Genomic DNA, 26254 nt, shown 5'->3' with positions numbered 1-26254 from the left:
TATTGCATTCTCAAATTAGAAAATGAAAAACTCACGCAGAGATTTTGTTAAAAAGACGGTTATCGGAGCAACATCTATTTCTCTGGGTGGCATTTTACCAGGATTCAGCGCTAAAAGTTACGAACGGATTATAGGTTCGAATGAACGGCTGATGGTATCCTGCATGGGTGTTAATGCTCGTGGTTTTGCCGTCGGTACTAATTTCGCAAATCAACCGGATTGTGAGGTCCTGTATTCATGTGATGTAGATAAGCGGGCTTCCGATAAATTTTTAGCAGAAGTAAGTAAGATACAAGGCAAGGCGCCGAAAGCTGCTCCTGATTTTCGAAGTACTTTGGAAGATAAGGATGTTGACATACTTATGGTAGCGGCTCCGGATCATTGGCACGCAACCGCTGCCATCCTCGGAGTTCAGGCTGGTAAACATGTCTATCTTGAAAAACCCTGCAGCCACAGCCCTGCTGAAGGCGAATTGGTAGTTCAAGCAGCCCGGAAATATAACCGGCAGATTCAGATGGGAAATCAGCGGCGGTCCTGGCCAAATTCTGTTGGAGCAATTGCTGAAATAAAAAATGGTGCTATAGGCAAACCCTATCTGGCTAAGACGTGGTATACAAATAACCGCGCACCCATTGGAGTTGGTAAGATCACCGATGTTCCTTCGTGGCTAGATTATGAGCTATGGCAAGGACCCGCACCCCGCCGGCCATATAAAGATAATTTAATCCATTACAACTGGCATTGGATGTGGAACTGGGGTACGGGCGAAGGGCCAAATAACGGAACACATACCGTAGACCTGGCACGATGGGGCCTCGGGGTAGATTTCCCTGTTAGAGTTAGTTCGTCGGGAGGCCGTTATCATTTTAATGACGACTGGGAAACGCCCGATACCCAGATCATGAACATGGAATTCGGCAATAACACCATGATCAGTTGGGAGGGCCGGAGCGCCAATCGCCAGCCGATCGAAGGTGGGGGAGCTGGGGTGATGTTCCATGGCGAAAAAGGGTCAATATTAATCGCGGATAGTACTTCCTACAAAGTTTTTGATATCACAGGTAAGTTGCTTAGACACGTCCAAGGGGAGGCCTTTGAAAATGATTCCCGCAGCTTGTCTACACCTTCTCAAAAGCTGGATGCAATTCATATCCGTAACTTTTTTGACGGTATTCGCAGCGGTGCCAGGTTGAATTCTGAAATAGCAGAAGGGCATAAAAGCAGCTTGCTGATGCAGCTAGGAAATATAGCCTTGCGTTCAGGACGAAGCTTGAATATCAATCCCGAAAATGGCCATATCCTGAATGATAAAAAAGCAATGAAATTATGGTCGCGCGATTACCAAAATGGCTGGGAGCTTAAAGTTTAGGAAAGAGGAAACAGATGCGATTGAATACAAAGTTTGCTGAGCGCCCAAGCCCGATTACTACGGGAGATTGGTAGTTAAAGAGGGAATTATTTTGATAATCATGTAATCCAATTAAAGTGTCTAAATCTCCAAAATTTACAAATAGTTCCGATGCTAACCGGAGTGAGCATTTTAATAGAAGAAATGCGATAAAAGCGTTCAGTCTGGCAAGTCTCGCGACCTTATCAGCCGGAACCTTGCCTGCTTTTTCTACGGAATCGGCTCCCAAAAAAATTGTTTATTCGGTTTTTGCCACTATTGCAGAAATGAAGCTGGATACTTCTTTAAAAGAAGGTGCTTTCGTCAGAGTCCTGGGATATCATAAATCTGGTGATGGGGGCGGTGCGGAGTATATGATCACCGGAGCTGCTGCAGCCGATCAATCAGGTACCATCAGCCTTTTAACTGGACTACATGCCACATTGATTAATGTTTCAAGCGTGAATTATACAATGTTTGGTACAGTTGGCGACGGACAGAATGATGATGGTGTTCAAATTAAGGCCGCGCATAATTATGCCAACAAGATGAACCTTCCTATCGTAAACACTCATGGCGAATTCTGGATCAAGGAGACTACTGGCATCGAAATACTGACCAGCGTACAGTGGGGTCACACTATCTTTCATATTGATGAAAAATTCAATACAAGAACTGTCAATCGCTTTCTGGTTTTGCCAAGGGAACAGCTAGTAACTCTGGAATTTGATGCGACGGCAAAAGCCAGGTTGCTTGCCCAAATACGGCCGGGCGCGACGATCATTCCTGAATTTGTTCCTTATAAAAATTACTTGATTGCAGGAGGGATTATGGTGCGAAATGGGATGGAGATATCCGAATCCAACACCGTGCCCGATTCAAAAGGCGACACTCGCCTGGGTAATGATATTCTGAATTATTACAAGGCCAAAGGAATCAAACTCCGTTCTGCTTTTATATCAATGCTAAATTCACATCATGAACTGGAATCCTCAAACAATTGATTTTCAATGGCGAATATAACTTGGGGCATAGAACAAAGGCTTAAAACTCTAAACCAATTCTTTCAGAAATGAGCACTATCGATCTTACTGCTGGCGATGCCGGAAAATCTAAACGATTGATGTCTGTGGATGCCCTACGAGGCTTTGACATGTTATTTATTACAGGCGGAGGCACGTTTATTACCCGTATGGAGGGAAAGACCACCTGGCCCTGGATCGATACTATGGCGGGCCAGCTGGAGCATCCGGCATGGTTTGGGTTTACTTTTTACGACTTTATTTTCCCTCTATTTCTGTTCATTTCAGGCGTTTCTGTAGCGTTTTCATTAAGCAGGGATATAAGAAATGGCCTGACAAAAGCCGTGATGTACCGCAAGGCATTCTGGAGGATGATTATTCTTATTATTTTGGGGATGATCGATAAAAATATCCCATTCACTTTTTTTGATCCTCAGGAAATACGCCTTGGAAGTGTTCTGGGTAGGATTGGAATGGCCGGGTTTATTTGCACAATACTTTACTTAAATTTTTCATGGAGAGGGCTTCTCGCCTGGATTGGCGGAATACTTTTGGTTTATTATGCATTGATATTTCTGGTTCCCGTACCTGGCTACGGCGTCGGAAACCTTACTTTTGAGGGAAACCTGGTTGGCTGGTTGGACCGAAATTTTCTTCCGGGCCGGCTTCTTCAGAAAACCTATGATGAACTGGGGCTGCTCACACAATTTCCCGCGCTCTGTCTCACGGTATTTGGCGCCCTCGCCGGCGATGTGCTCCGGTCAAATAAGAAAGAGTATAAGAAAATCCAGACTCTCATTATTGCTGGTTTAATTTGCCTTGCACTCGCATCCATCTGGAGTCTGCACTTTCCAATTGGCAAGCGCTTATGGACAAGTTCATTCATTCTTCTTACAGCAGGTATGGCCTTTTTAACCATGACATTGTTTTACTGGGTCATAGATGTTTTAAAATATCAGCGATGGGCGTTCTTTTTTCAGGTGATCGGGCTGAATTCCCTAACGATATACATGGCGGTACGGTTTATTGATTTTGAATATACCGCACACCGGATACTATCCGGACTGTATGCACCACTTCCCGAAGAATGGCATAACGTTTTTGATGCTCTGGGAGCTTTTACACTGGTTTGGCTGATGCTATATTTCCTTTACCGGAATAAAATATTTGTTAAGGTATAGTTTAGTTGTTCGTTGTTCATTGTCTGCCTGCCGTCAGGCAGGTTGGTTGTTAGAGAGGGCCTGGGTCGGAATCTTAGTCGCCATGTTCCTGGTACCTGGTACCTGATACTAATTTCAACGCTTCTTATTCAAATTTTCAACTCTCTCAAAAAATTCATTCTGGAGCTGAAGAGTTTTAGTGTCCGCTTTTATTTCTTTTAACCCTTTAACGAGCGCATCAATCTCGAAATCAGCATATAACTTTCCGAGTTCAGCATTGGCATTAGAACCATCGCCTGCATAATGATTCGGAAATTTCGAATACCATGCAATAGCAGTATAAGCGGGGATGGCTAGTCTGGCCTGATTTTTTCCGGATTCATCTGTAGCCCGGCTTAATTTTACCAGGTCGGGACGGTAAAACATATTCATTGATGTTTCCTTTTCACCAGCGTGCTGATCATCCGCTGCCGGAGTTTTGCGCATTTGCGAAACCTTAGCATTGAAAGCTTCATCGCGTCCTGGTTCAAAAAAGTAAAGGGCATAATCATGCTTCTTATTAAGTTGGGACTGCATGAAAAATCGTATGAACTCCGGGTTCCCACCATGTCCATTAATTATAACAATCTTTTTAAAGCCATTGCGGGCAATCTCTTCAACTGTGGCCTGCAGCAGGTCCATGATCAGATTGCTGGGAAGTGAAAACGTTCCTGGCTGATGTCTCGCCTCATTTATCTGACCGTAGAAATAGTCGGGAAATACTACAGCATACTCTTTTCTGGCAGCCCGGTTAGCCCACTCACGAACATGTATCAGATCAGAACCCATAGGGACATGCATACCATGTTTTTCAAGTATCCCGATCGGAAGTATACAGGTGCCGGATGCTCTTTGCACGGCCAGCGGAAAATCACTTGCGGTCAATTCATCCCATCGCACAGGGATTTCCTGCGCTACAGCACTGCCGCATAATAAAATAAGTACTAATAGAATTCTCATATGATATATAGTTTTATTTATTTGTTTAAAGCAAGGGTGCAATTTAAAACATTCCTCCGACTTCAGACTTTAGTCCTCCCCCGTTAAATTATAAATATCTTTAATGTTCTCCAAAATTCGTTCAAAATCTATTTTCAGATCAATGATCCTTCCGGTATGAATATCAAATACCCAACCATGAACGACAGGATACCCTGTTTGCAAGTAACTTAGTTGTAAGACTGCCGTTTTAATCACATTTACACACTGTTCTTCAACATTGAGTTCAACAAGCCGGTCGTAACGCTTAGCGATGTCCGAAATAGCGTTTAATTCTTGTTTATGAAGCCGGTAGATATCCCTGATACCTCTGAGCCAGGGGTTAAGAATGCCCATGTCTTTAGATTGCATAGCGGCCTTTACACCTCCACAGTTATAGTGGCCGCAGACAATTATGTGTTTCACTTTCAGATTGACTATGGCATAGCTAATTACTGACAGTACATTTAAGTCGACATTATTAACCATGTTAGCGATATTCCGGTGGATAAATGCTTCACCAGGTCCGAGCCCCATGATCTCTTCTGCCGTTACGCGGCTGTCGCTACAGCCGATATATAAATAATCCGGGTTTTGATCGCTGGACAGTTCTTTAAAAAAGTCAGCGTCCGTACCTGTTTTGCTCTGAATCCATCTTTTGTTGTTTTCGAAAAGCTGTTCGTAGGGAGTCATTGAAAATAATTTGTTTATGGTGGAGGCTTGTCTGTAAAGTTAGACAAATCTAAGGATGCAGTGTTGTTAAACAATAAGAAGTAATTTGGACCTTAAACCGAACTTTTCTTGCCCAAATTCTGCGCTCTCTGAGTTGTTCTCTGCGTCCTCCGCGTTTAAATTGCGTATGATCGGTAGAAAGACAGTCCTGAAGGCCGTTACGGCGTTCCTAGCGCGATATTCTTCCAAAAATATTACACACCATTTCTCCCATATATTCGACCAATATTAAATCCTTTTACTAAATTGGACCGCGAAAAGGAAATTACAGAAAGATGGACAGAAGAGAAGCAATTAGCAGAGTAACCCTTTTACTGGGTGGAGCTCTCACAACTTCCGGACTTGGGGCCTTTGCGGATGTGCTGCATACGGAAGGTTCAGGTTCAATACCACTCCAATCGTTAGCCGCCAGCGAGGCATTGATTGCAGAGATTGCCAATACATTCATTCCCGATAATAAAGGAGTTCCCGGAGCGAAAGCTGCCGGCCTGGGTCCTTTTATCGTGATGATGATGCAGGATTGCTACACGCCTGATATCCAAAAACACTTTCGGGAAGGCTTATCAAAAGTGGAGGAGGTATCCAAGAGCCGCTTCCAAAAATCTTTTACTCAGCTCAGCCTGAAGCAGCGTGAAGAGATATTCGGAGTATTTAAAGCAGAAGCTGAAACCCCGCGGAAAACCGAAATTGCTCCTTCGCATTTCTTTCAGCTCATGGCCGATCTAACCTACCTTGGTTATTATACCTCAGAGATCGGTGCTACCAAAGCCTTGCGCTATGTGCATATACCCGGCAAATATGAGGCATGTGTGCCGCTGGCACCAGGACAAAAAGCATGGGCTACTTAATCGATTATTTTTTTTTAGCATACGGATGAATATCAATATAAAAGCAAAACAGCAGAATACCTACGATGCGATAGTAGTTGGATCAGGGATTAGCGGAGGATGGGCTGCAAAGGAATTAACGGAGAAGGGTCTGAAGGTTTTAATGCTAGAGCGCGGACGAAATGTGGAGCATGTGAAGGATTATGATACTGCTTTAATGAAACCCTGGGAGTTTAAACACAGGGGACGAATCACTCCGGAGGAACGCAGCCGCCACCTGGTGCAAACCCGCGGGGGACAATATGGTGAGCACAATGCTAAATTCTGGGTTGATGACGTCGACTGTCCGTATACCGAAGTAAAGCGCTTCGACTGGTACAGAGGATATCATGTGGGCGGCAGGTCTTTGACCTGGGGCCGTGGTTGCCTGCGTTTAAGTGAGATGGATTTTTCGGCCAATGCGAAAGATGGTTATGGTGTCGACTGGCCGGTTCGGTACAAAGATATATCGCCATGGTATGATTATGTCGAGCGTTTTGCAGGGATCAGCGGGCAAAAGGAAGGCCTTTCTCAACTACCTGATGGTATATTTCTTCCGCCATATGAAATGAATTGTGTGGAAAAGGCAGTTAAAGAACGGATTGAGAAACATTATAGTAAGGCCCGGATGATGACCGTTTACCGGATGGCTAATCTTACGGTACCACATAATGGAAGAGGATCTTGCCTGAATAGGAACCTTTGTAATCGGGGCTGTCCGTTCGGAGCCTATTTCAGCACCCAATCTGCCACACTTCCCGCAGCTGTTGCAACTGGCAACCTTACACTTCGCCCGTATTCCATCGTAAATTCTGTGCTTTACGATAAGGAAACAAAAAAAGCGAAGGGCGTATTGGTCATTGACTCTGAAACAAACGAACACATAGAGTACTTCGCTAAAGTGATCTTCATGAACGCTTCAACGCTTGGTACAACTCATATTCTTTTGAACTCGGTATCGGACACTTTCCCGGACGGACTTGGTAACAGCAGCGGTCACCTGGGGCACAACCTGATGGACCACCATTTCCAGATCGGGGCATCCGGCAGGGCAGATGGATTTGATGATAAGTATTATTACGGACGGCGCCCGGTTGGAATATATATTCCCCGTTTCCGCAACCTGGGCGATAAGCCAGAGCGCGATTATCTTCGCGGTTTCCACTATGGAGGCGGTGCAAGCCGAAGCGGATGGCAAAGACTTGTCCCGGAAATGGGTTTTGGCCAGGAGTTTAATGACGAAATTACTGAACCTGGTTCATGGTCTATGGGACTTGGCTCTTTCGGCGAGCATTTGCCAGAATACAAAAACCGCGCATTCCTCGACCATACCAAAAAGGATAAATGGGGCCAGCCCCTCCTCGCGGTGGATTGTGAGTTCGGCGAAAACGAACGCAAAATGCGCATCGATATGAAAAACGATGCCGCTGAAATCCTTGAAGCTGCCGGTATGAAAGACGTCACTTCATTCGACAGGCCAGCAGTACCCGGAATGGCTATTCATGAAATGGGAACTGCCCGCATGGGTCACGACCCCAAAACTTCCGTGCTTAACAAATGGAACCAAATGCACGACGTCAAGAACGTCTTCGTAACAGACGGTGCATTTATGACTTCCAGTGCTTGTCAGAACCCGTCGTTAACGTATATGGCGTTTACTGCAAGGGCTTGTGATTATGCGGCCAGGGAGTTGAAGAAAGGGAATTTATAAGGCAGGAGGTATGGGATACGAGGTATGAAGTATGAGGTATGAAGTCTGAGGTCTGAGGGGGTCCGTTCAGCAGGGTATAATTGGAGAAATGTTATGTCTGTTTTTTAAACAGATATTTTCTGGTTGATACTTCGAAATAGAATATTATCGATGCATTTCAAGAAGGGAGTCTTAGGGTTCCCTTTTTCTATGCAGTAAAATTACATTAGCAAACAGGAATTAAAGAGAAATCAAACAGGGATCAAATAGGTATCAAACAGGGATCAAACACAAATTTTTACCTTTTTATATTTCTCTTTCATTAGTATTTGATTCTGATTTGATTTGTTTTTTCTAAATTATTTCTTAGGTTTAATCAAGATCATTTTTTATGGGAAAGCTTATAAATGGTATTAACGGTCCTTTTATCGGAAAAGTAGGAACCGTTATTGGATCGTCTCGCCGGGGTGTTCCTTATATGAAGGGCCCTTATAAAACGCGAAAAACTGATATCAGCGAAAAGGAACTCCGAAACAGGGATAAATTTGCATTTGCTCAGGCTTGGCTAAAACCCCTTTTGGAGGTCGTGAGGCTTGGCTTTAAAAATTATAGTGTTAAATCTCAGGGTTTTGTTTCCGCTAAATCTTATCTATATAAGCATGCGCTAAAGTTAGAGGGAGATACCCATAGCATCGATCCGAGTCTTATGAGAATAAGCTTTGGCAACCTACCGATATCTAAAAATGCGGCAGTAGGCGTCACTAATCCTTACGAATTAACTTTTACGTGGGAACCTGAAACCAGTGGGTCCGATTATGTCAAGGATCAGGTACTTATGGTGGCGTATAATATTCGGGATATGCATGTTTCTTATGTTCTCCAGGGCCAGTTCAGATCTGTAGGAAAAGATATTTTACCATTATCCCACGATTATAAACCCGGAACTGTAGTTCATGTGTATATTGCTTTTATAGCTGCAGACAGAAGCAGACAATCGGACAGCTTATATTTAGGCGAGGTTGTTCTCTAGACGTCACCTGTTTTTTACAGTTTTACCTGAATTCTTGTTAGACCGCGTCTAATGTTTCAAACAACAGTTTAACCGCTTCTTCGTATGAACCCGGATTTTCTTGGGGTCGTAATTTATAATTTGGTGTATATTCTAAAGTGAGTGGAGCTCACTGTTTTACTGGTCGGTATTGGATATGTCATCGATGATCTAAAGTTTTCTGTTTCCGGAATTAAAAGCGCGGTGGAATCTTGCAAACCAACTCACTTTTTCACTCTACTCAAATCCAATATTCTTATTTTCCTGAATTGAAGGGGCGAACCATGGCCCAGAAAACCAATATGTCCGCTATCTCTTAATAATCCTGGATGCTTTAGACCATCAGCAGCGCCATCTTGCCTAACATTAGTAATATCTGCGTCCAGAATTACGGCACCATTCAGGATGACTTTGATTTTTGGTCCCTGGACAAATACCTCTTGATAGTTCCACTCCCCCACAGGTTTCAGGTAACCTTTTTTTGCGGGTATAGTGCCATAGATAGAACCGTGATACTGATAGACCTTTAAATCTTTATATTTAGGAGCGTCGTTATCCAGTATTTGCAATTCCATTCCTTCATAAGCTGCATCCCCGGTTAAAGGTGATCTGATGCCTAAACCATTGTTAGCACCCGGAGTCAGTTGAAACTCAAATCGCAATACAAAATCACTGAATTCTTCCCTCGAGAATAAGTTATTACCAAGAGAATTTTCGCCCGGTTTGGGACGAACAGCCATATTGCCATTTTCGGCGATGTAATCCCTGGTATTACCTATCCAGCTGTGCATATTGGTTCCGTCAAACAATACCTTGAAGCCTTCTTTCTTTTCCTGACTACTCAGTTGAAATGGTTTAACGCGGGGAAGTTCTTTGATGTAAATATTGCGGTACGAAATAGGTGATCCGTGCGCCTGCAATTCAATCTGCTCTTCGGCAAATATCGGCTGCGATCTGTCCCAATAATTTTCAAGGATTACATTATCAGTTACCAACTCACCATTAAGATAAACCGTAACACGATCACCTTTCATAATTATATGGAAAGTATTCCACTCTCCTAACTTCTTGTCAGCAACCTTGAGCGGCCTACTTTCATTCTCTTTGTTGTTGTACAAACCGCCTGATCCAACCTGTGCTCCTACTTTTAAATTGGCATTATCCCATATCTGTACCTGAGGTGTTCCTCGCAGGTAAATACCTGCATCTCCATCCAATGTGTTAGTTTTAATGATCTTCCAGTCGACAAGCATTTCAAAATCACCATATTTCTTTATTGTGGTGATATTATTTCCATGCCCTGTAAACTGCAGTTCGCCATTCACCACTTTCCAACTCTCACGCATTTCTTCATCGGCCTTCTTTTGGGCTACTGCCAGGGTTTTAACATTCATTTTCGACCTCTTTATGGGATCGCCAACCAAACCTTTCCAACCTTTCAGATCTTTTCCGTTAAACAGTGGAACAAAACCCTCCCTTTGAAGCATTTTGGCCGTATTTGCTTCCACTTTTGGAAGCGCTTTAAACGATAGTACCATTGGGATTATCAATGCTGCGAGAAGCAGAGACCCTAGTTGATTTGAAAGTTTCATTTGATAATTTTAAATTTCTATTATTTAAGTTATAGCTTATATCAGCCAATATTCTCTGATAAATTTAATTGATGTATTTTGACGCTAATTTAATAATTTCTACCTTTCAGACTAACATTTCTGCATTTTCCGTGAATCTGTATTTTCCCTTGGCTGGGTCTTACACGATAAGCCTGATTGACAAGCACGCAATTCAGGTAAACATTAAAATTGTAGTCATCGGCAATACATTCAATTCTGTTCCATGTACCGACTTCCTTTTCAACATCTTTTTCACCCCTGAAGCCCAAAACATCTTTCCAGTTCGGAACATGGCCAAACCTGTCGATCCTTCCTTTATTAGTAGTGAGAGATTCGCCGTTGGTAAATATACATTTCCCCCTCCTTTTTTTTAGGAGCTACGTTACGTGTGAGCGAGAACTTACAAGAGAGAATAAAAATATTTTTTTAATATTATGTTATGATCGATGGCTAAATAACAATTACTTCCTTTTTACTAAGTTTCCTAAACCATCCGGCAAAGTATTTAGATAAGCCATCAGATCTGATAATTCTTGAGGACTCAACTGTTTTTCCAAGGCTGGAGGCATCAATGAGATGTCGAGCGGCTCAATACCTGTTATCTCTGTTCTCGGAATACGAACTTGTGCTCCCGGTCCAATTTCAATGATTACAGCATCAGACATTTGCTCTTTCAGAACACCAGTATATGTTGTTGTTTTTGTGGTAATTCTGCTGGTTTCATACTCACGGGCAAAGCTAGCGCTAGGGTATAAAATTGCTTCCAGGATATCGTGTCCCGATCGGATCCCTCCAATATTAGTGAGATCTGGTCCGAAAATAGCACCTTTACCAGCAACAGCATGACAAGAGGAACAAGTGCCTTTGCCAAAAAAGATTTTCGCTCCATAGGCTACGTCACCCCTGGTTAAACTGGCTTCCACTTTAGTCAATTCCAGTAACCTCCCTGCATTTTTCGCCGCTAACCTGGCCATTAAAGGCTCAGCTAGACTCTTAACTTTTTGAGGATAGCCACCCAGCAATCCCTTCAGTTCTTCCTCTGAAACATTATCAAGACGATCAGGCCCGGCGCCTAGAGCAACTATCAAAGCTGCTCCAACTATTTCACTTTTATTGCTTTTAAATGCACTTATCAGGCTCGACAAGAGGTAAACATCCGTTTTTGCGATCTGCTCTGCAGCAAGTTTAACCAGCTGAGTAACGGTCAAATTTGCATTGGAAAGTACACGGGCGGCCATTTGCCTAATCGGCGATTCATTTTTATTCGAAAGATAAAAATATACCATACTGAATTCCCCATCCGACAATGAGGGCTCAGAAAGCAGTTTCGAGCTGAGTGCTTTCAAACGAAATTCAGGGCTAGTATTTACATTCTGAACCATCTGACTTAGTTGATTATTTAGGGCTTTAATTCTTCTCGATTCGACCAGTCCCAAAACTTGTGATTTGATTTCCGGGCTGCCGTTGTCAAGCAGTTTTGCTAAGGTCTGGATCCAAACCTCAGGAATTTCTTTTACCGAAGCATGGGTGATGACGTCTAATAAGAAGATCTTTTTGGCATTCGTTGCTGATTGACTTCCAAGCTGATCAGAAAGGAACATTTGTAATTGTTTATCGTTACTGAAGGTGATCATCAGATTCCGTATTGCTGAAACATCCTCACCAGAAATTTCTGAAGCGTCCAAACGACCTTTCAAAAAGCTGATAACAATATCCGACCATTCCGGATGATGAGAAGCAACCCATATACCAATCTTTTGTAGCTCCGGAATTTTGCTTGTCAGAAAAGGAGATAAATTTTCCTTTTTTAATGCTGTTCTTCCTAGTTGATCGAGAGCGGTCAGCGCTGTTCTTTTTACTTTGGACGAAGGATGCTTCAGTGCCATCTGCAATGCAGCCTGAGCATTCAATTTGATAAGAGCGTAAATAATGGCATGCTCTTCAACGCGATCATTATTTACCATTGCCGATTTTAAGAGTGCAGGAACGGCACGTTTATCCCCGATTTGACCTAATGCTGTTGCAGCTTGCCTTCGGACAGCAAATCTTTCTTTCTGTACCAGTTCCATCAGTTTGTCTACTGCGGCTTTGTCTTTCGCCAATCCCAAGGCCCGGGCAGCAGAAGTTCTTACTAAGGCTGAAGGATCCGCGAGGCCTGTACGCACTCCATTCATTGCATCTGAGGTTGCGATACGCGACAGCGCGAATATCCCGGCAGCACGCATTTCTTCACTAGCCGACTTCTGCAAAGAGTTTTTGATTGGGAGGACTGCAGCTTCTTTCTTGTCGATTAACAGTTCGATAGCATTGTCACGAACGGCTATTCGATAGTCCGTAGTGGCATTAATAAGTCCGGAAACAGACATTGATCTTAAGTTCAATTTGGTACCCCATGGATCATTCACTTTCGCACAACCAGTTTTTCGGATCCGGTAAATCCCACCTGGAACATCCAGTTTTGCTATCCTTGAAAGAGGACAACCCAGAATAAACCAGCCTCCAGTATCAATCACCAGCATGCTGCCGTCAGCATCTTCAAGCACATCTGTCAGGTGCATATCCTGAACGCTTGATGTAACAAACGGCTCATCCACAGTTTTATAAGTCGAACCATCTGCAATAACTTTATGACGGATAATACGACCTGTGTTGAATTCAGCACTAAAAAGATTGCCCTGAAATTCCTTTCCCATAGCGTTTCCACGGTAACGCATTATTCCGGAAGGAGATACTCGGGCCATCTTATTCATTACGGGCATCAGATCTCCCGTTAATATAAATTTATCCTTTTCAATTACTGGATTATATTTCGGATAAGTTCCGCCTTCCACCCAGTGCATAATCGCATCACGCACACCAGCCTGAGGCTCAATAAAATAGGTCATTGTTCCGACTGTTTCACCAGAAGGCATAAATGCCAGTTCGATCGAATTGTCGAAACCACCACCAGCCATTGATTCCAGACCAGAGCCATCCGGACGGCATCTCCATATGCGGGCACTACTTCCCTTTAGATTCTCCCCTTCTTTAGTTGTGATGTTAAAACCGCGACGGGCGTCTGTCAGGTACAACCATCCATCAGGACCCAGAAAAGGTCCGCCCAATAATGCCCCGTTGGAATTCAAAACCCAACCTGTCAGAACTACCTCGCGCTTATCTGCAACTCCATCCCCATCTGTATCGGTTAAACGTAATAGATCAGGTGACGAGGAAACATAAAGACTACCATTATAAAATACGCCGCCCTTAGGGAAGGAAAGAGAGTCTGCGAAAATTTTGCTCTTATCAAATTTCCCATTGCCATCAGTATCTTCCAACAAACGAATGTGGTATGGGGGTTTCTTCAACATACCTTCGTTTGTCGGCGAACTACCATCCGATTCGAAGACGAACAACCTACCATCGCCGTCGAATGAAGCAAACATAGGATAGGAAATCATTCTGGGATCAACAGCCCGTTCAATGGCAAAACCTTCCGGGACTTTTAGTCCGTCGAGTTCTTGAACTGCCATTTCCTTTTCTGTAGTACCAACAAAAAATAAGAAGGTACAACAACCTGCTATTGTTCCTATAACTTTTGTAAAGGAGTTTTTTAGGTTTAAAGGAAAATATTTCATGTTAATGCCTGCTTAAATTGAATATATAATAAACGGGGTATTCCTTATGAAATAACAATTTCCCTACCCGTTAATTACTTTGTTACTTCTTCAGAAATCCTAAATCCCACATCGTTTTAAAAATTTGCTGTTATTTTTTGAACCCATTCGTCTACTCCATGAAGACGGCCGTAGTGGAATTTGGGGTTACCTTAGTCCCAGAATATATGCGGCATCAAAATCAGGCTCTTTAAAACACGCTAAGACTGGTTAGAACTTGAATGGGAACTAAGTACATACTGCATCAAAATGATCATAGCGTTTCTAAATTATCTTGTTTACGACCTGCAATTACTGGTGCCACAGATGCCTTTGCCGGATTCCGGAAAAATATCATGAAGATAACCAGAACTGCCAATGCCCCCCAGGCCGGATATATCCAGATGCCCTGCCAGTCGTGTTGCACACTTCCTGTTGCATTCGGTAGGGTATGCAATGCTTGAGATTTACCTGCAAGATGGGTGCCTACAAAGGCTCCGACACCCCATAGTATAAAGGCTATCAGTCCCTGTGCTGCGCCGCGTATCCGTTCATTCGCTTCTTCATCTACATACAGCTGGCCTGCAATAAAAAGGAAGTCGTAACACACTCCATGAAGCAGAATTGCGGCAAAAACAAATGTGGTTTGAAAAGAAGCAGAGTCCACACTTCCTGCCAGCAGAAAATAGCGTAGGGCCCAGCCAAGAATACCGATGAAAATTGTTTTCTTATAACCAAATGACCTCAGCATTAGAGGCAATAAGATTAGGAACAGGATATCAGAAACCTGAGCCAGGGACATTTTTGCAGCAGAAAAGCTCCATCCAAGTTCAGTGACGTATAAATTCATATTCACGAAATAAAAATAAAGGGGGATACAAATCAGAAACATACAGGCAATAAAGATGGCAAAGGAGGGCTTTTTCAAAAGGGCAAGTGCATCAAGGCCAAGAATTTCTCCGAGTTTAACATCTTTACCTGTTTTCAAAGGCGGAGTATGTGGTAGTGTAAGTGAGAATAGCCCAAAAAGGATAGAGACTGTTCCGGCAACATAAAATTGAACGGCCGACTGTTCACCTTTAAAGATGAAACTTAGCATAAGACCTGCAGCAATCCAACCTACAGCAGAAAGGGTTTTGACAAGTGGGAAGTCTCGTTTAGGATTTGAAAGATGGTGCAACGATATCGAATTTCCCAATGCAAGAGTGGGCACAAAAGTGGCACAATAAATAATGAGCATGGGATAAAATGAGTTGAACTCAGTTAATCCGGGTAGAATAAATAATAATAATCCTCCCAGAATACCCAGGAAAGCAAGGAGCTTTTCTGATGCAAAGTACCTATCCGCGATTAAGCCAACAAAAAAGGGTGAGATCATAGCACCTATGGCAAAAGCACCATAAGCAAGACCAATCTGCTCACCATTAAATAACAAAACCTTGTTGAGGTACGTTCCCATACTTACATACCATGAACCCCAAATAACATATTGAAGGAACATGAAAACTGCCAATTTGATTTTTATTTGTTTTTGCACGATCTACTGTTAAGGTTATTGCACTGAACTATCCATTTGCCGGCTATCCGAGCCGATATGTAACTATTTGTAGTCATTCGACTTAATTAATTGTAAAATAATCAGCTTTAAGTTTCAAATCTATCGCAGTTAGTTTCACCAAGCTGCTACTATTATATACATTTATAATACTATTTTTCTAAAAGTACTTTTCAGTTACTTTTTTCATAAATTAGAGATATGTTCTTAAATGTAAACAATTTATGAAAGCTATTGAGTGCCATTTGCCGCAAGAATTTGATAAATCATTTATCGTTTTTAAAGAAGAGGGAAGTTTTTTCCCCTGCCCATGGCATTTTCATTCAGAATATGAATTAGTATTGGTAAATAAAAGTACCGGAGTCCGAATGGTTGGGGATCATGTTGGTTATTTCGGTGAGGGGGATCTGGTTTTTATTGGAACTAAAGTTCCTCATTTGTGGATCAACGATCCTGAATATATTAATGGTAAGGCTAGCAAATCCGCTCAAGCAATAGTTATTCATTTTCTTGAAGATTTTTTAGGGGAAAATTTTTTTGACATTCCTGAAATGAGCTCTTTAAGGACTTTCTTAACATTATCACAGCACGGTTTGGTAATTCAGGGTATTACCAGGTTAAGGATCGCCTCAATAATGAATAAGATGCTCGCCATGAATGGCATTCAAAGGTTGTCGGCACTATTTACCATTTTCGATCTCCTCAGTAGTACAGCTGATTATGAACTTTTAGCAAGTCCTGGCTATTTAGACACTGGTAAAGCAGATTGCACTGATCGATTCAGCAAAGTAAATTCCTATATTATGAAGAACTTTGACAAGGAAATTACTCTTAAGGAAGTAGCTTCATTGGCAAATATGGCGCTTAGCACTTTTTGTACTTTTTTCAAAGTTCATTACCGGGTTACCTTCGTTGAATACTTAAATATCGTTCGAGTAGGGCATGCTTGCAGATACTTAAATGAACTTGATAAAAATGTAGTTGAGGTTGCTTATCAATGTGGCTTCAATAATCTGGCTAATTTTAACCGACAATTTAAAAAGATCAAAAAAATGACTCCAAGCGAATACCGCAGAACAATCAACGTTAACGTGCCGCAAACCGGGAGCTTAGGAAGAGCGACTTCTCACCAATCCAATCAACCAGCCAATAGACACCAGTTCTCCTAAATAGGTCAACGACAAGTATACTTATTCTTTCGAATCGCAATAGTGGAAGTCCGAGAGCTTTCCCCGGTTCTCTGAAGATTGTATTATTATTCGAAATAAAAGTATCAGTTGTATTTTGCCCTTAAAAGTATTTTTGAATGTATTTAAAAATTGAAAAGATGGTCAGATCTATATTTGTTTCCTGCAGTATTCTTCTTTCTATTTACAATTGGTTGTTCCCCAAAATTTTCACCATCATTTAATGGTTCGGATCTTTCCGGCTGGAAAATATATGGTACCGAGAAATGGTATGTTAAAAAATCGCTCTTCAAATACATTCAGCAGGAGGTATTAAAGTCAGGTGGAAAAATATCAAAATTCAGAAGCTCCCATAGAATACTTGAATTTCTTATATGCTATATAATTAACAGACTTTATGCAAAATCAATCAAAATCATTACGTGTCCTGGTAATAGGATGCGGGAACATGGGCTCATCTCACGCAACTGCTTATCACAACCTGCCTGGGTTTGAGATCTGCGGACTAGTTTCTAAAGGAAAGACAAAAGAAATTTTAAACGAAAAGTTGGGAGGTGAATATCCGTTGTTCGACGATGTGGATGGGGCATTTAATGCAACAAAACCTGATGCCGTTTGTATATCTACATATCCGGATACACACGAAAGTTATGCACTGAAAGCTTTTCAGAATGGCTGTCATGTCTTTATCGAAAAGCCTGTAGCAGATTCTGTTGAAGGCGCCGAAAGGGTCGTCGCTGCCTCGAAAAAAGCAAATAAGAAATTAGTGGTGGGATATATCCTGCGGCACCATCCTTCCTGGGAAAAATTTATAGAACTAAGCGGACAGTTGGGTAAGCCTCTCGTAATGAGGATGAATCTTAATCAGCAAAGCGACGGGGCTATGTGGACCCTGCATCGTAACTTGATGAGTTCACTTAGCCCCATTGTCGATTGCGGCGTTCACTATATCGATGTTATGTGCCAGATGACCCGGTCTAAACCAACACAGGTATATGCTATTGGAGCGAGATTAACCGAGGAAATCCCTGACGGCAATTATAATTATGGCCAATTGCAAATACGTTTCGAAGATGGTTCTGTTGGCTGGTATGAAGCCGGGTGGGGTCCTATGGTTAGTGAAACAGCATTTTTTGTGAAGGATGTTTTTGGCCCCAAAGGTTCGGTATCTATTGTCGCAAAAGACGCTGGCGGCGAGGGAAAGTCATCCTCCATAGAATCCCATACAAAAACAGAGTCGATACGATTTCACCATGCCGATCTGGATAAAGACGAAAAATTCTCAAAAGCTGATACCTGGATCAATCTTGAAGATGAGCCGGATCATCAGGAGCTTTGTAATCGGGAGCAGAGGTATTTTCTAAAATCCATTAATGAAGATGTGGACTTGACCGCTCATGGCGAAGATGCCGTGAACAGTCTGCGAATTGCCTTTGCCTGTGATGAATCCGTCAGGACAGGTAAAGTGGTTTACTTCTCTTAATCCGGAATTAATTGATCTAACATTATTCTGCAAAAATGACTATCAAAACAAATGAAATTCCAGTCGGAGTTGTCGGTTTAGGCCTCATGGGCTGTAGTATAACAACCTGTTTACTGATGGCCGGACATCCGGTAGTCGCGGTGGCTCCCATCAGTATCGACATAGACTTTGCTGAATCCCGGATTCGTGCCCATTTTAATAAAGCAAAGGAAGAGGGCATGGTAAATGAAGAGCCCGATTTCTATTTTAAGAACTTGGTTATCACGGAAGATTATTCCCTTCTTAAGGCATGCCAATTGGTAATAGAGTGTACTCTTGAAGATCAGGAAATAAAAAAGGTCGTCTACTCAAAAGTCGAAACTGTAATAGCTGAGGATGCCATCCTGGCAAGTAATACTTCCGCAATTCCTATTAGTATTCTGCAAAAGCTAACTTTACATCCCGAACGTTTTTTCGGTTTACATTGGGCGGAGCCTTCTCACACGACGCGTTTTCTGGAAGTAATATGCGGAGAATTGAGTGATATTTCGAAGGGTGAATATCTGTATGAGCTTTCGAATTTTTGGGGAAAAGAACCCACGCTGGTAAGAAAGGACATTCGCGGGTTTATTACCAATAGGTTAATGTATGCGATGTATCGTGAGGCATTTTACCTGGTCGAGAATGGCTACGCCACTATTGAAGATGTAGACCGAGCTTGTCGCAATAATACAGGATATTGGATGACATTTGTTGGTGTTTTTGGGTGGATGGATTTAACCGGCGTTGCTGCGTACCATAATGTCATGAAAGACCTGAATCCGACCCTTTGTAATAATACCGGGATGCCAAAATTAATCGACGATATAGTAAAAGCGGGCGGGAAAGGTGTGAGCAATGGTCATGGATTTTATAACTATACGCCCGAAGAGGCTAAAATGTTGGAAGAAACCTTTGCCGATTTTACTTATGAAATTAGAAAGCTTGCCCTGAAATATCCTGCGGATATTGTAAAACGAAGACTTCAGGCGAAGGAAAAGGATAAACAGTTAGATCATATTTGAAGTGATTGGACAGAAGCATCTTATTGTACCATTTTTGCCGATCGGTGAACAGGCGGCATTGAACGATATATCTGGACAACTGGATACTATTCAAAAACACAATATTTCATATGTGCCATGGGAAGCATTTAGCTATAAGCCTAAGGTAGATTTTGCAGTAGCACATACAGATTATGCTTTATTGCTCAAATTTTACGTAAGTGAAAAGACAGTCCGGGCCATCTATGCAAAACCTAACGACCCGGTTTATAAAGACAGTTGTGTGGAGCTCTTCATTTCATTCGATGATGGGAGGGGATATTACAATTTCGAATTCAATTGTGCAGGTACCTGCCTGCTTGGATTTGGCAAGGACAGAAATGAAAGACAACAAATATCAGAAAAGCTAATCGGTCGAATTCGTCATCAATCCTTATTAATGCCATCAGCGTGTGCCGAAGCTAATATCTCATGGGAACTAACGGTGGAAATTCCATTTAAAATATTTTATTATCATGAGATAAAAAGCCTGAATGGGAAAAAAGCAAGGGCTAATGTGTATAAGTGCGGTGATGATTTACCTGAACCTCACTACCTGGCCTGGAATCAAATAAAAACAGAAGAACCCGATTTTCACCGCCCTGAATTTTTCAGATCTCTCGAATTTAATTAAGGAACAATTTAAAATATGAACATGGAAAAGATTGAAATTCACCACCCCGATAAAGCCGATAAAACATTCAATACAGGCGCGTATTCTGCTGGTGTAATGGTAGCAAATGACTGGTTATTTGTTAGCGGGCAAGCTGCTCTGGATTTCACATCCAGTAAGTTTGTCCTGGGCACTATTGAAGAGGAAACACACCGGACTCTACATAATGTAAAGCGCATTTGCGAAGCTGCTGGATTTACATTGGATGATATTGTGAAATGTACTGTTCACCTGAGTGATATAAGTGATTTCGATCGCTACAATGTAGTTTATGCCAGCTATTTCACCAAGGTTAAGCCTGCCAGAACCACAGTACAGTCAGTTTTAGGACATGGTATTAAAGTGGAGATTGATGCGATTGCATTTCGTCAGGAGAAGAAATAGTATATTCTGAAATGACGGGTGAACCAATTTTTATCTTTGACTGCCATCTCGATCTGTCTATGAATGCGATTGAATGGAATCGCGATCTTAAAAGGTCTGTATATGAGATCCGGGACCTTGAAAGGGGGATGACAGATAAACTAGACCGGGGTTTAGGGACAGTGGCATTGCCTGAATTGCGGAAAGGCAATATTGGGTTGATTGTTGCCACCCAGATAGCCCGCTATGTAGAAGCAGGCAGTCTTATTCCGGGTTGGAATTCACCTGAAATTGCCTGGGGTATTTCACAAGGACAACTGGCCTGGTATCGGGCTATGGAAGAACAGGGGCAAATGACGCAAATCGTCAATTTAAATCAGATGGAAGAACATCTGGCACTCTGGTTTAACAAAGCCATTGCGGATGAGATTAAGCCTGTCGGGTATATTCTGAGTTTGGAAGGTGCAGATTCGCTGGTCAATATTTCCTATCTTGAAAAGGCTTACAACTACGGTCTCCGCGCTTGCGGTCCGGCCCATTATGGTCCCGGGAGGTATGCGGCGGGGACTGGCAGAACAGAAGGGCTCACAGCATTGGGAAAGGAACTTGTTCTGGAAATGGACCGTTTGAATATGATTTTGGACGTCACCCATCTTACGGATAAGGGATTCGAAGAAGCAACTTCGATGTTCAAAGGCCCCGTATGGGCAAGCCACCACAACTGCCGTAAACTGGTTGATCACTCAAGGCAGATAAACGATGAACAAATCCGGGTTTTGATTGAGCGTGATGCTGTAATCGGCGGTGCATTTGATAACTGGATGCTTACTGATAACTGGGTACGAGGTAAAGATGATCCTAAAGTTAGAGGAGTACACATTGAACTGATAGTTGATCACTATGATCATATTTGCCAGCTTGCCGGTAACAGCCTGCATGTGGCTGTTGGCAGTGATCTCGATGGAGGCTATGGTAAAGAACAATCGCCGTATGATCTTGAAGATATTTCAGATCTTCAAAATCTAAACGGGATGCTTACCAGTAGGGGATATTCAGTTGAAGATATTGAGAATATATTCTATAAAAATTGGTTGAGGTTTTTAAGAAAAGCCTGGGCCTGATCTAAGTTACTATATATGGAGTGGTATACTATAAAAAACGAAGAAAAAATAGACTCTCCTGCACTTCTGGTTTACAAGGCCTGTGTTCTGGATAATATTCGTAAAGTTCTGACCATGGTAAAAAATCCAGAACAGCTGCGTCCGCATGTTAAGACCCATAAAATTACAGAAGTGTGCACCATGATGCTTGCATCAGGAATTAAAAAATTTAAGGCTGCTACGATTGCGGAGGCGGAGATGTTGGGCATGTCCGGTGCAAAAGATGTAATATTGGCTTATCAGCCGGTAAAACCGAAGTTTCTCCGGTTTTTGAAACTGATCAGCAAATACCCGGATACAAAATATTCCTGCCTGATTGACAATTTTGAATCCGCGGCTTTGTTTTCTGATCTATTCTCGGCTTCTGATGAAGTAAAAAATGGCACTAGAATGCCGGTTTTCATCGACCTGAATGTTGGAATGGACAGGACGGGTATAAATCCTGTCAAAGCTTATGATTTATACCGGGAAATTCAAAAGCTGTCTGGAATAGAATTTAAAGGATTTCATGCTTACGACGGGCATATCAGGGTCTCTAATCTTGATGAGCGTATTGCTCAGTGCGACAGGGATTTCTACGAAGTTGAAAGGCTTCGTAGAAAAATAATGCAGGAGGAGAACGAACTTCCATTGCTTGTAGCTGGCGGAACACCAACATTTTCCATTCATTCAATAAAAGATAATGTTGAATGTAGCCCCGGTACATTTGTCTTCTGGGATAAAGGCTATCATGACAGCTTGCCAGAACAAGATTTTCAGTATGCAGCATTGATTCTTACCAGGGTTGTGTCCATCCCGGATGAAAATAAGATATGTATTGACCTCGGGTACAAGGCCCTTGCCTCTGAAAATGAACTTCAGAACAGGGTTTACTTTTTAAACCATCCTAGCCTTAAGCCTTTGAGTCATAGTGAGGAGCATATGGTTGTTTCCGTCGATAAAGTCCATGGTTTTAAGATAGGGGAGATTTTGTACGCACTTCCTGTACATATTTGTCCTACGGTTGCTCTTTATGAAAGTGTTTTCGTTGTGGAAGATGCAGAAAGCAGCTATAGCACCTGGGATGTTGTTGCAAGAGACAGAATGGTAACTTGTTAAAGATTCGGAAAGTTGATAAAGCTATCTGAAAATTTATTGACAATTTTGAAATGAAGCCGGCTTCCCAATCCTGCTATTCATACCATTTATAATCACTATTGCTCCCCGGCCACTAGACCTTCTGGATTTTTTTCGAACTGTCTGCAAAAATGAAAGGTTTTGAGGTAAAGAACTTTTTTTTAATTGTACATAGTTCTGATTTTATATGTATGGACGGGTATTTCCTTAATGAATTCAAATTTCCGAAAAATAGTATTATTAATGCGAACAGAAGTATCGGATTGATCTGCAGATGGAAGCTATTTTTATAAAGAGAAAGTTCCCCATCCACAGGTCTATATTTTAGCATTGCTGATCTGAAAACAGGTGTTTCCAAATTTATCTAGTTTTTGTTAACCTATTTAAAAGAAAAGATTTATGAAACTTTATTTACAGAATCATTTTGATTGGTGTAGGATCATGAAGTATACATTATGTCAAATTATTATTGGACTGCTATTTACAAGTATCTCTTTTGCGGAGAAAAGCTATGCTAAAAGACAAAATGCGTTTGTGGTTACCGGTAAAGTAACCGATCCTGCGGGACAACCCTTAATAGGAGTAAGTGTTAAAGTCAAAGGTACAAATATTGGAGGCAGTACCAATGCAAGTGGTCAGTACACCTTAAATGCTCCTGATGGAAATAGCACGTTGGTTTTTACATATATAGGCTATTTGACCCAGGAAATTAGCGTAAGCAACAGAAGTGCAATTAATATTACAATGCAGGAGGATGCTGCAGATTTAGATGAAGTAGTCGTCATAGGGTACGGCACACTCAAAAAATCCGATATTACTGGCTCTGTATCCTCTATTTCAAGCAAAGATATTAATGCAGTTCCGGCGGCAAACGTAATGCAGGCTTTAGCGGGAAGAGCCGCAGGAGTTCAGGTTAAGTCAAACAATGGTTCTCCGGGAGCTCCTGTAAGTATCAGAATTAGAGGTACAAATTCAATAGTAGGGAATAATGAGCCTCTGTATGTAATAGATGGGTTTCCAGTAAATGATGCTCTAAGTATAAATAATGCCAGTGTAGAAAGTATAGAGATTTTGAAGGATGCTTCAGCAGTTGCTATTTATGGTTCTCGTGCATCAAACGGAGTTGTTTTGATAACTACCAAAAAAGGCAGATCTGGAGAAACCAGAGTAAGCTTTGATAGTAGTCTCGGATCTCAGCAATTGATCAAAAAAATGGAGATGATGAATCCGTTAGAGTATGCTGAGTATTTCAATTACATACAAACTGCTCAGGGAGTTGCCCCAATATTTTCAGCATCAAGATTGAGCGAATTTGCGGCAATGGGTGAAGGTACAAACTGGCAGGATGTAGTTTTTAGACGTGCTCCGATACAAAACCATTCACTGGTCATAAGTGGTGGCGATAAAAAAACACAGTTTTCATTGACGGGAGGTATATTTGAGCAACAAGGCATTATAAAGAATAGTGATTACAAACGTTATTCTCTAAATAGTAACCTTCATCACGATATTAGTAAAAAGTTCACCGTTGATCTTACTTTAGCTCTATCGAAAAACAATAGTGCAAGACAATCATCTGAACAAGGAAGATTTGGTACTTCCCTTATCGGAAGAGCATATGGAATACCTTCTTACCTCCCTGTTTATAATTCGGACGGTAGTCTAGCGGAGCCCGTATTATTAGACCCCAGAGTATCAGAGGCACTCTGGAATCCTTTAAACTTTATTAATGAAACTAAAAATATTCTAAAACAAAACAACGTTCTAGCAAACGGTTCATTTACTTATAAAATCCTTGAAAGTTTAAGTTTAAAAGTTTCAGGGGGTATTGAAAGCAGGAATGGCCTGATTGATTTTTATCAGACTAAGAAGTTCCAAAATGTAAGAGATGGAGTTGCTTCATTGAATTCAACAGAATACACTAGTCTTCTGAATGAAAATATTTTAAGTTATAATAAAATTTTTAATGGAAAGCATTCTGTCTCTGCTGTAGCTGGCGGAACATACCAGAGTTTTAGCAATTCCAGTGTTTCCGCAGGAGGTAGAAATTTCTTAAGCGATATAACTGAGTCATGGTCATTGGCTGCTGCAGGGCTTCCTGGAATTCCTAATTCATCATTAACCGAAGCAACTTTATTATCGGGACTTGGAAGAGTAAATTATAGCTTTGATAATCGTTACCTGTTTACTGTTAGCTATCGTGCTGACGGATCGTCAGTTTATTCAGAAGGTAATAAATGGGGATACTTTCCTTCTGCAGCTTTTGCATGGAGATTATCTGAAGAAAAATTTATTGATTTTGATAAAACAATTATTAGTGATTTAAAGCTTAAAGCAAGCTGGGGAAAAGCGGGAAGTCAGGCGATTGCTCCTTATTCAACATTAAATCAGTTAAATGCAGGTTCTACCGTTTTTGGTACTGCATTGTATACCACCATGTCCCCATCATCCAGATTAGCTGCCGATTTAAAATGGGAAACAACAGAGCAAAATAATGTTGGTATAGAAGTATCATTATTGAATGATCGTTTCACATTTTCTGCCGATTATTATTCAAAGAAAACCAGAGACCTGCTGAATTTAGTGCAGCTTCCGCGTTCTTCAGGCTATCAGAATTCACTTAGAAATATTGGAGTAATAGGGAATAAGGGTTTCGAGTTTGGAGCATCCGCCAATATATTTAATTCAAATAATTTCAAGTGGGATTTGGATGGGAACATCACATTTAATCGTTCAAAAGTTATCAAACTATACGGAGGTGTAGATATACAAGCCGGACTTTTACAAATGATCAGATTTACTGATTTTGCAAACACTTATAGAGAAGGCCAGCCACTGGGGATTATATATGGATATCAGGAAGACGGATACAAATCAAATGGGTTTATTAAATACGTTGACCAAAATGCTGATGGTAAAATCGATCTAAAGGATAAGGTTCAAATCGGAGACCCGAATGCAAAATTTATCTATGGAATAAACTCAAATATGACGTATAAAAACTTCTCACTATCATTATTTACAATCGGTTCTAAGGGCAATAGTGTTATTAATATGAGCTCCGTTGCTTATAGTATTGATAATACTAATGGAACAAATAAGTTGAAAGATGTTGTGGGAAATTATTGGACTCCACAAAATACGGGTGCTAAGTATCCTGCACCACTCCCGGCAAATGCTGCCAATCCATTATTATTCTCAAATCGATACGTGGAGGATGGTTCATATTTAAGACTTCGAAATATAGAACTAGCATATACATTATCAAAGTTTAAGGGCTTTGGTCTGAGGAACGCCTCCCTATATTTTAGCGGCCAAAATTTAATTACTCTAACTAAATATTCCTGGTTAGATCCTGATGTAAATACTCGCGGTGGTGGAAATTCATTAGATCAGGGAATTGATTATGCCAGTTATCCAAATACCAAATCGATTACCGGTGGATTGAGAATTAATTTTTAGTAGGAATCAGATCTGAAAAAGTGT

20 protein-coding genes are annotated in these 26254 nt (G+C 41.5%); 15 read left to right on the top strand and 5 right to left on the bottom strand.

The annotated features are described in order from the left end of the window. Positions 1-22: 22 nt before the first annotated feature. The 3 genes from ACLL8Z_RS03640 (at position 23) to ACLL8Z_RS03630 (ending at position 3590) form a co-directional block, all read left to right on the top strand. The gene (locus ACLL8Z_RS03640; RefSeq protein WP_411273398.1) at positions 23-1369 is read left to right on the top strand and encodes a Gfo/Idh/MocA family protein; all 1347 of its coding nucleotides are present in this window, start codon (positions 23-25) and stop codon (positions 1367-1369) included. A gap of 116 nt (positions 1370-1485) precedes the next feature. Continuing rightward, positions 1486-2391 carry a hypothetical protein gene (locus ACLL8Z_RS03635; RefSeq protein ID WP_411273397.1) on the top strand — a complete coding sequence of 302 codons (906 nt, stop codon included), beginning with the start codon at positions 1486-1488 and terminating at the stop codon, positions 2389-2391. A 68-nt stretch (positions 2392-2459) separates the two neighbouring features. Next, positions 2460-3590: an acyltransferase family protein gene (locus ACLL8Z_RS03630; RefSeq protein ID WP_411273396.1), complete on the top strand. Its 1131-nt coding sequence runs from the start codon at positions 2460-2462 to the stop codon at positions 3588-3590. A gap of 114 nt (positions 3591-3704) precedes the next feature. On the opposite strand, the gene ACLL8Z_RS03625 is transcribed toward ACLL8Z_RS03630, so the two are convergent. Together ACLL8Z_RS03625 and ACLL8Z_RS03620 are read right to left on the bottom strand one after the other, a co-directional pair. Next, positions 3705-4568 (bottom strand): creatininase family protein, encoded by an 864-nt coding sequence (locus ACLL8Z_RS03625; RefSeq protein ID WP_411273395.1) that lies wholly within the window; start codon positions 4566-4568, stop codon positions 3705-3707. Positions 4569-4637: 69 nt separating this feature from the next. Next, entirely contained in the window at positions 4638-5279 is a 642-nt protein-coding gene (locus ACLL8Z_RS03620) for a carbonic anhydrase (protein ID WP_411273394.1), read from the bottom strand. A 314-nt stretch (positions 5280-5593) separates the two neighbouring features. Between ACLL8Z_RS03620 and ACLL8Z_RS03615 the strand changes: the two genes are divergently transcribed. From ACLL8Z_RS03615 to ACLL8Z_RS03605, 3 genes are all read left to right on the top strand, one after another. Beyond that, positions 5594-6166, top strand: a complete 573-nt coding sequence (locus tag ACLL8Z_RS03615; protein WP_411273393.1) for a gluconate 2-dehydrogenase subunit 3 family protein — start codon at positions 5594-5596, stop codon at positions 6164-6166. Positions 6167-6191: 25 nt separating this feature from the next. Next, positions 6192-7895, top strand: coding sequence for a GMC oxidoreductase (locus tag ACLL8Z_RS03610; protein ID WP_411273392.1), 1704 nt, complete (start codon positions 6192-6194; stop codon positions 7893-7895). Between the two features lie 370 nt (positions 7896-8265). Beyond that, a complete protein-coding gene (locus tag ACLL8Z_RS03605) occupies positions 8266-8904 on the top strand; it encodes a DUF6266 family protein (RefSeq protein ID WP_411273391.1) in 639 nt (212 codons plus the stop codon). A gap of 242 nt (positions 8905-9146) precedes the next feature. Here ACLL8Z_RS03605 and ACLL8Z_RS03600 read toward each other — a convergent pair whose 3' ends face one another. After that, positions 9147-10514 carry a DUF1080 domain-containing protein gene (locus ACLL8Z_RS03600; RefSeq protein WP_411273390.1) on the bottom strand — a complete coding sequence of 456 codons (1368 nt, stop codon included), beginning with the start codon at positions 10512-10514 and terminating at the stop codon, positions 9147-9149. Between the two features lie 71 nt (positions 10515-10585). Between ACLL8Z_RS03600 and ACLL8Z_RS03595 the strand changes: the two genes are divergently transcribed. Further along, positions 10586-10909: a hypothetical protein gene (locus ACLL8Z_RS03595; protein WP_411273389.1), complete on the top strand. Its 324-nt coding sequence runs from the start codon at positions 10586-10588 to the stop codon at positions 10907-10909. 87 nt (positions 10910-10996) lie between these two features. On the opposite strand, the gene ACLL8Z_RS03590 is transcribed toward ACLL8Z_RS03595, so the two are convergent. Together ACLL8Z_RS03590 and ACLL8Z_RS03585 are read right to left on the bottom strand one after the other, a co-directional pair. Continuing rightward, complete coding sequence (locus ACLL8Z_RS03590; RefSeq protein WP_411273388.1) at positions 10997-14152, bottom strand: PVC-type heme-binding CxxCH protein; 3156 nt, start codon at positions 14150-14152, stop codon at positions 10997-10999. A gap of 292 nt (positions 14153-14444) precedes the next feature. Then, positions 14445-15707, bottom strand: coding sequence for an MFS transporter (locus ACLL8Z_RS03585; protein WP_411273387.1), 1263 nt, complete (start codon positions 15705-15707; stop codon positions 14445-14447). A gap of 242 nt (positions 15708-15949) precedes the next feature. Between ACLL8Z_RS03585 and ACLL8Z_RS03580 the strand changes: the two genes are divergently transcribed. From ACLL8Z_RS03580 to ACLL8Z_RS03545, 8 genes are all read left to right on the top strand, one after another. Then, the gene (locus tag ACLL8Z_RS03580) at positions 15950-16894 is read left to right on the top strand and encodes an AraC family transcriptional regulator (protein ID WP_411273386.1); all 945 of its coding nucleotides are present in this window, start codon (positions 15950-15952) and stop codon (positions 16892-16894) included. A 415-nt stretch (positions 16895-17309) separates the two neighbouring features. Beyond that, the gene (locus tag ACLL8Z_RS03575; RefSeq protein ID WP_411273385.1) at positions 17310-18395 is read left to right on the top strand and encodes a Gfo/Idh/MocA family protein; all 1086 of its coding nucleotides are present in this window, start codon (positions 17310-17312) and stop codon (positions 18393-18395) included. A 35-nt stretch (positions 18396-18430) separates the two neighbouring features. Further along, a complete protein-coding gene (locus tag ACLL8Z_RS03570; RefSeq protein ID WP_411273384.1) occupies positions 18431-19438 on the top strand; it encodes a 3-hydroxyacyl-CoA dehydrogenase family protein in 1008 nt (335 codons plus the stop codon). A gap of 1 nt (position 19439) precedes the next feature. Continuing rightward, a complete protein-coding gene (locus ACLL8Z_RS03565) occupies positions 19440-20090 on the top strand; it encodes a carbohydrate-binding family 9-like protein (protein ID WP_411273383.1) in 651 nt (216 codons plus the stop codon). 21 nt (positions 20091-20111) lie between these two features. Further along, positions 20112-20513: a RidA family protein gene (locus ACLL8Z_RS03560; protein WP_411273382.1), complete on the top strand. Its 402-nt coding sequence runs from the start codon at positions 20112-20114 to the stop codon at positions 20511-20513. 11 nt (positions 20514-20524) lie between these two features. Then, positions 20525-21613, top strand: a complete 1089-nt coding sequence (locus ACLL8Z_RS03555) for a dipeptidase (RefSeq protein WP_411273381.1) — start codon at positions 20525-20527, stop codon at positions 21611-21613. A gap of 15 nt (positions 21614-21628) precedes the next feature. Continuing rightward, complete coding sequence (locus tag ACLL8Z_RS03550; protein ID WP_411273380.1) at positions 21629-22750, top strand: D-TA family PLP-dependent enzyme; 1122 nt, start codon at positions 21629-21631, stop codon at positions 22748-22750. Between the two features lie 459 nt (positions 22751-23209). Then, the gene (locus ACLL8Z_RS03545; protein WP_411273379.1) at positions 23210-26230 is read left to right on the top strand and encodes a SusC/RagA family TonB-linked outer membrane protein; all 3021 of its coding nucleotides are present in this window, start codon (positions 23210-23212) and stop codon (positions 26228-26230) included. Positions 26231-26254 lie beyond the last annotated feature (24 nt).

The sequence above is a fragment of the Daejeonella sp. genome, from assembly GCF_046590655.1.
In the GTDB taxonomy this organism is placed as follows: Bacteria; Bacteroidota; Bacteroidia; order Sphingobacteriales; family Sphingobacteriaceae; genus Daejeonella.
The sequence above is the reverse complement of the archived record's forward strand: the minus strand, read 5'-3'. Positions and strand labels throughout refer to the sequence as shown.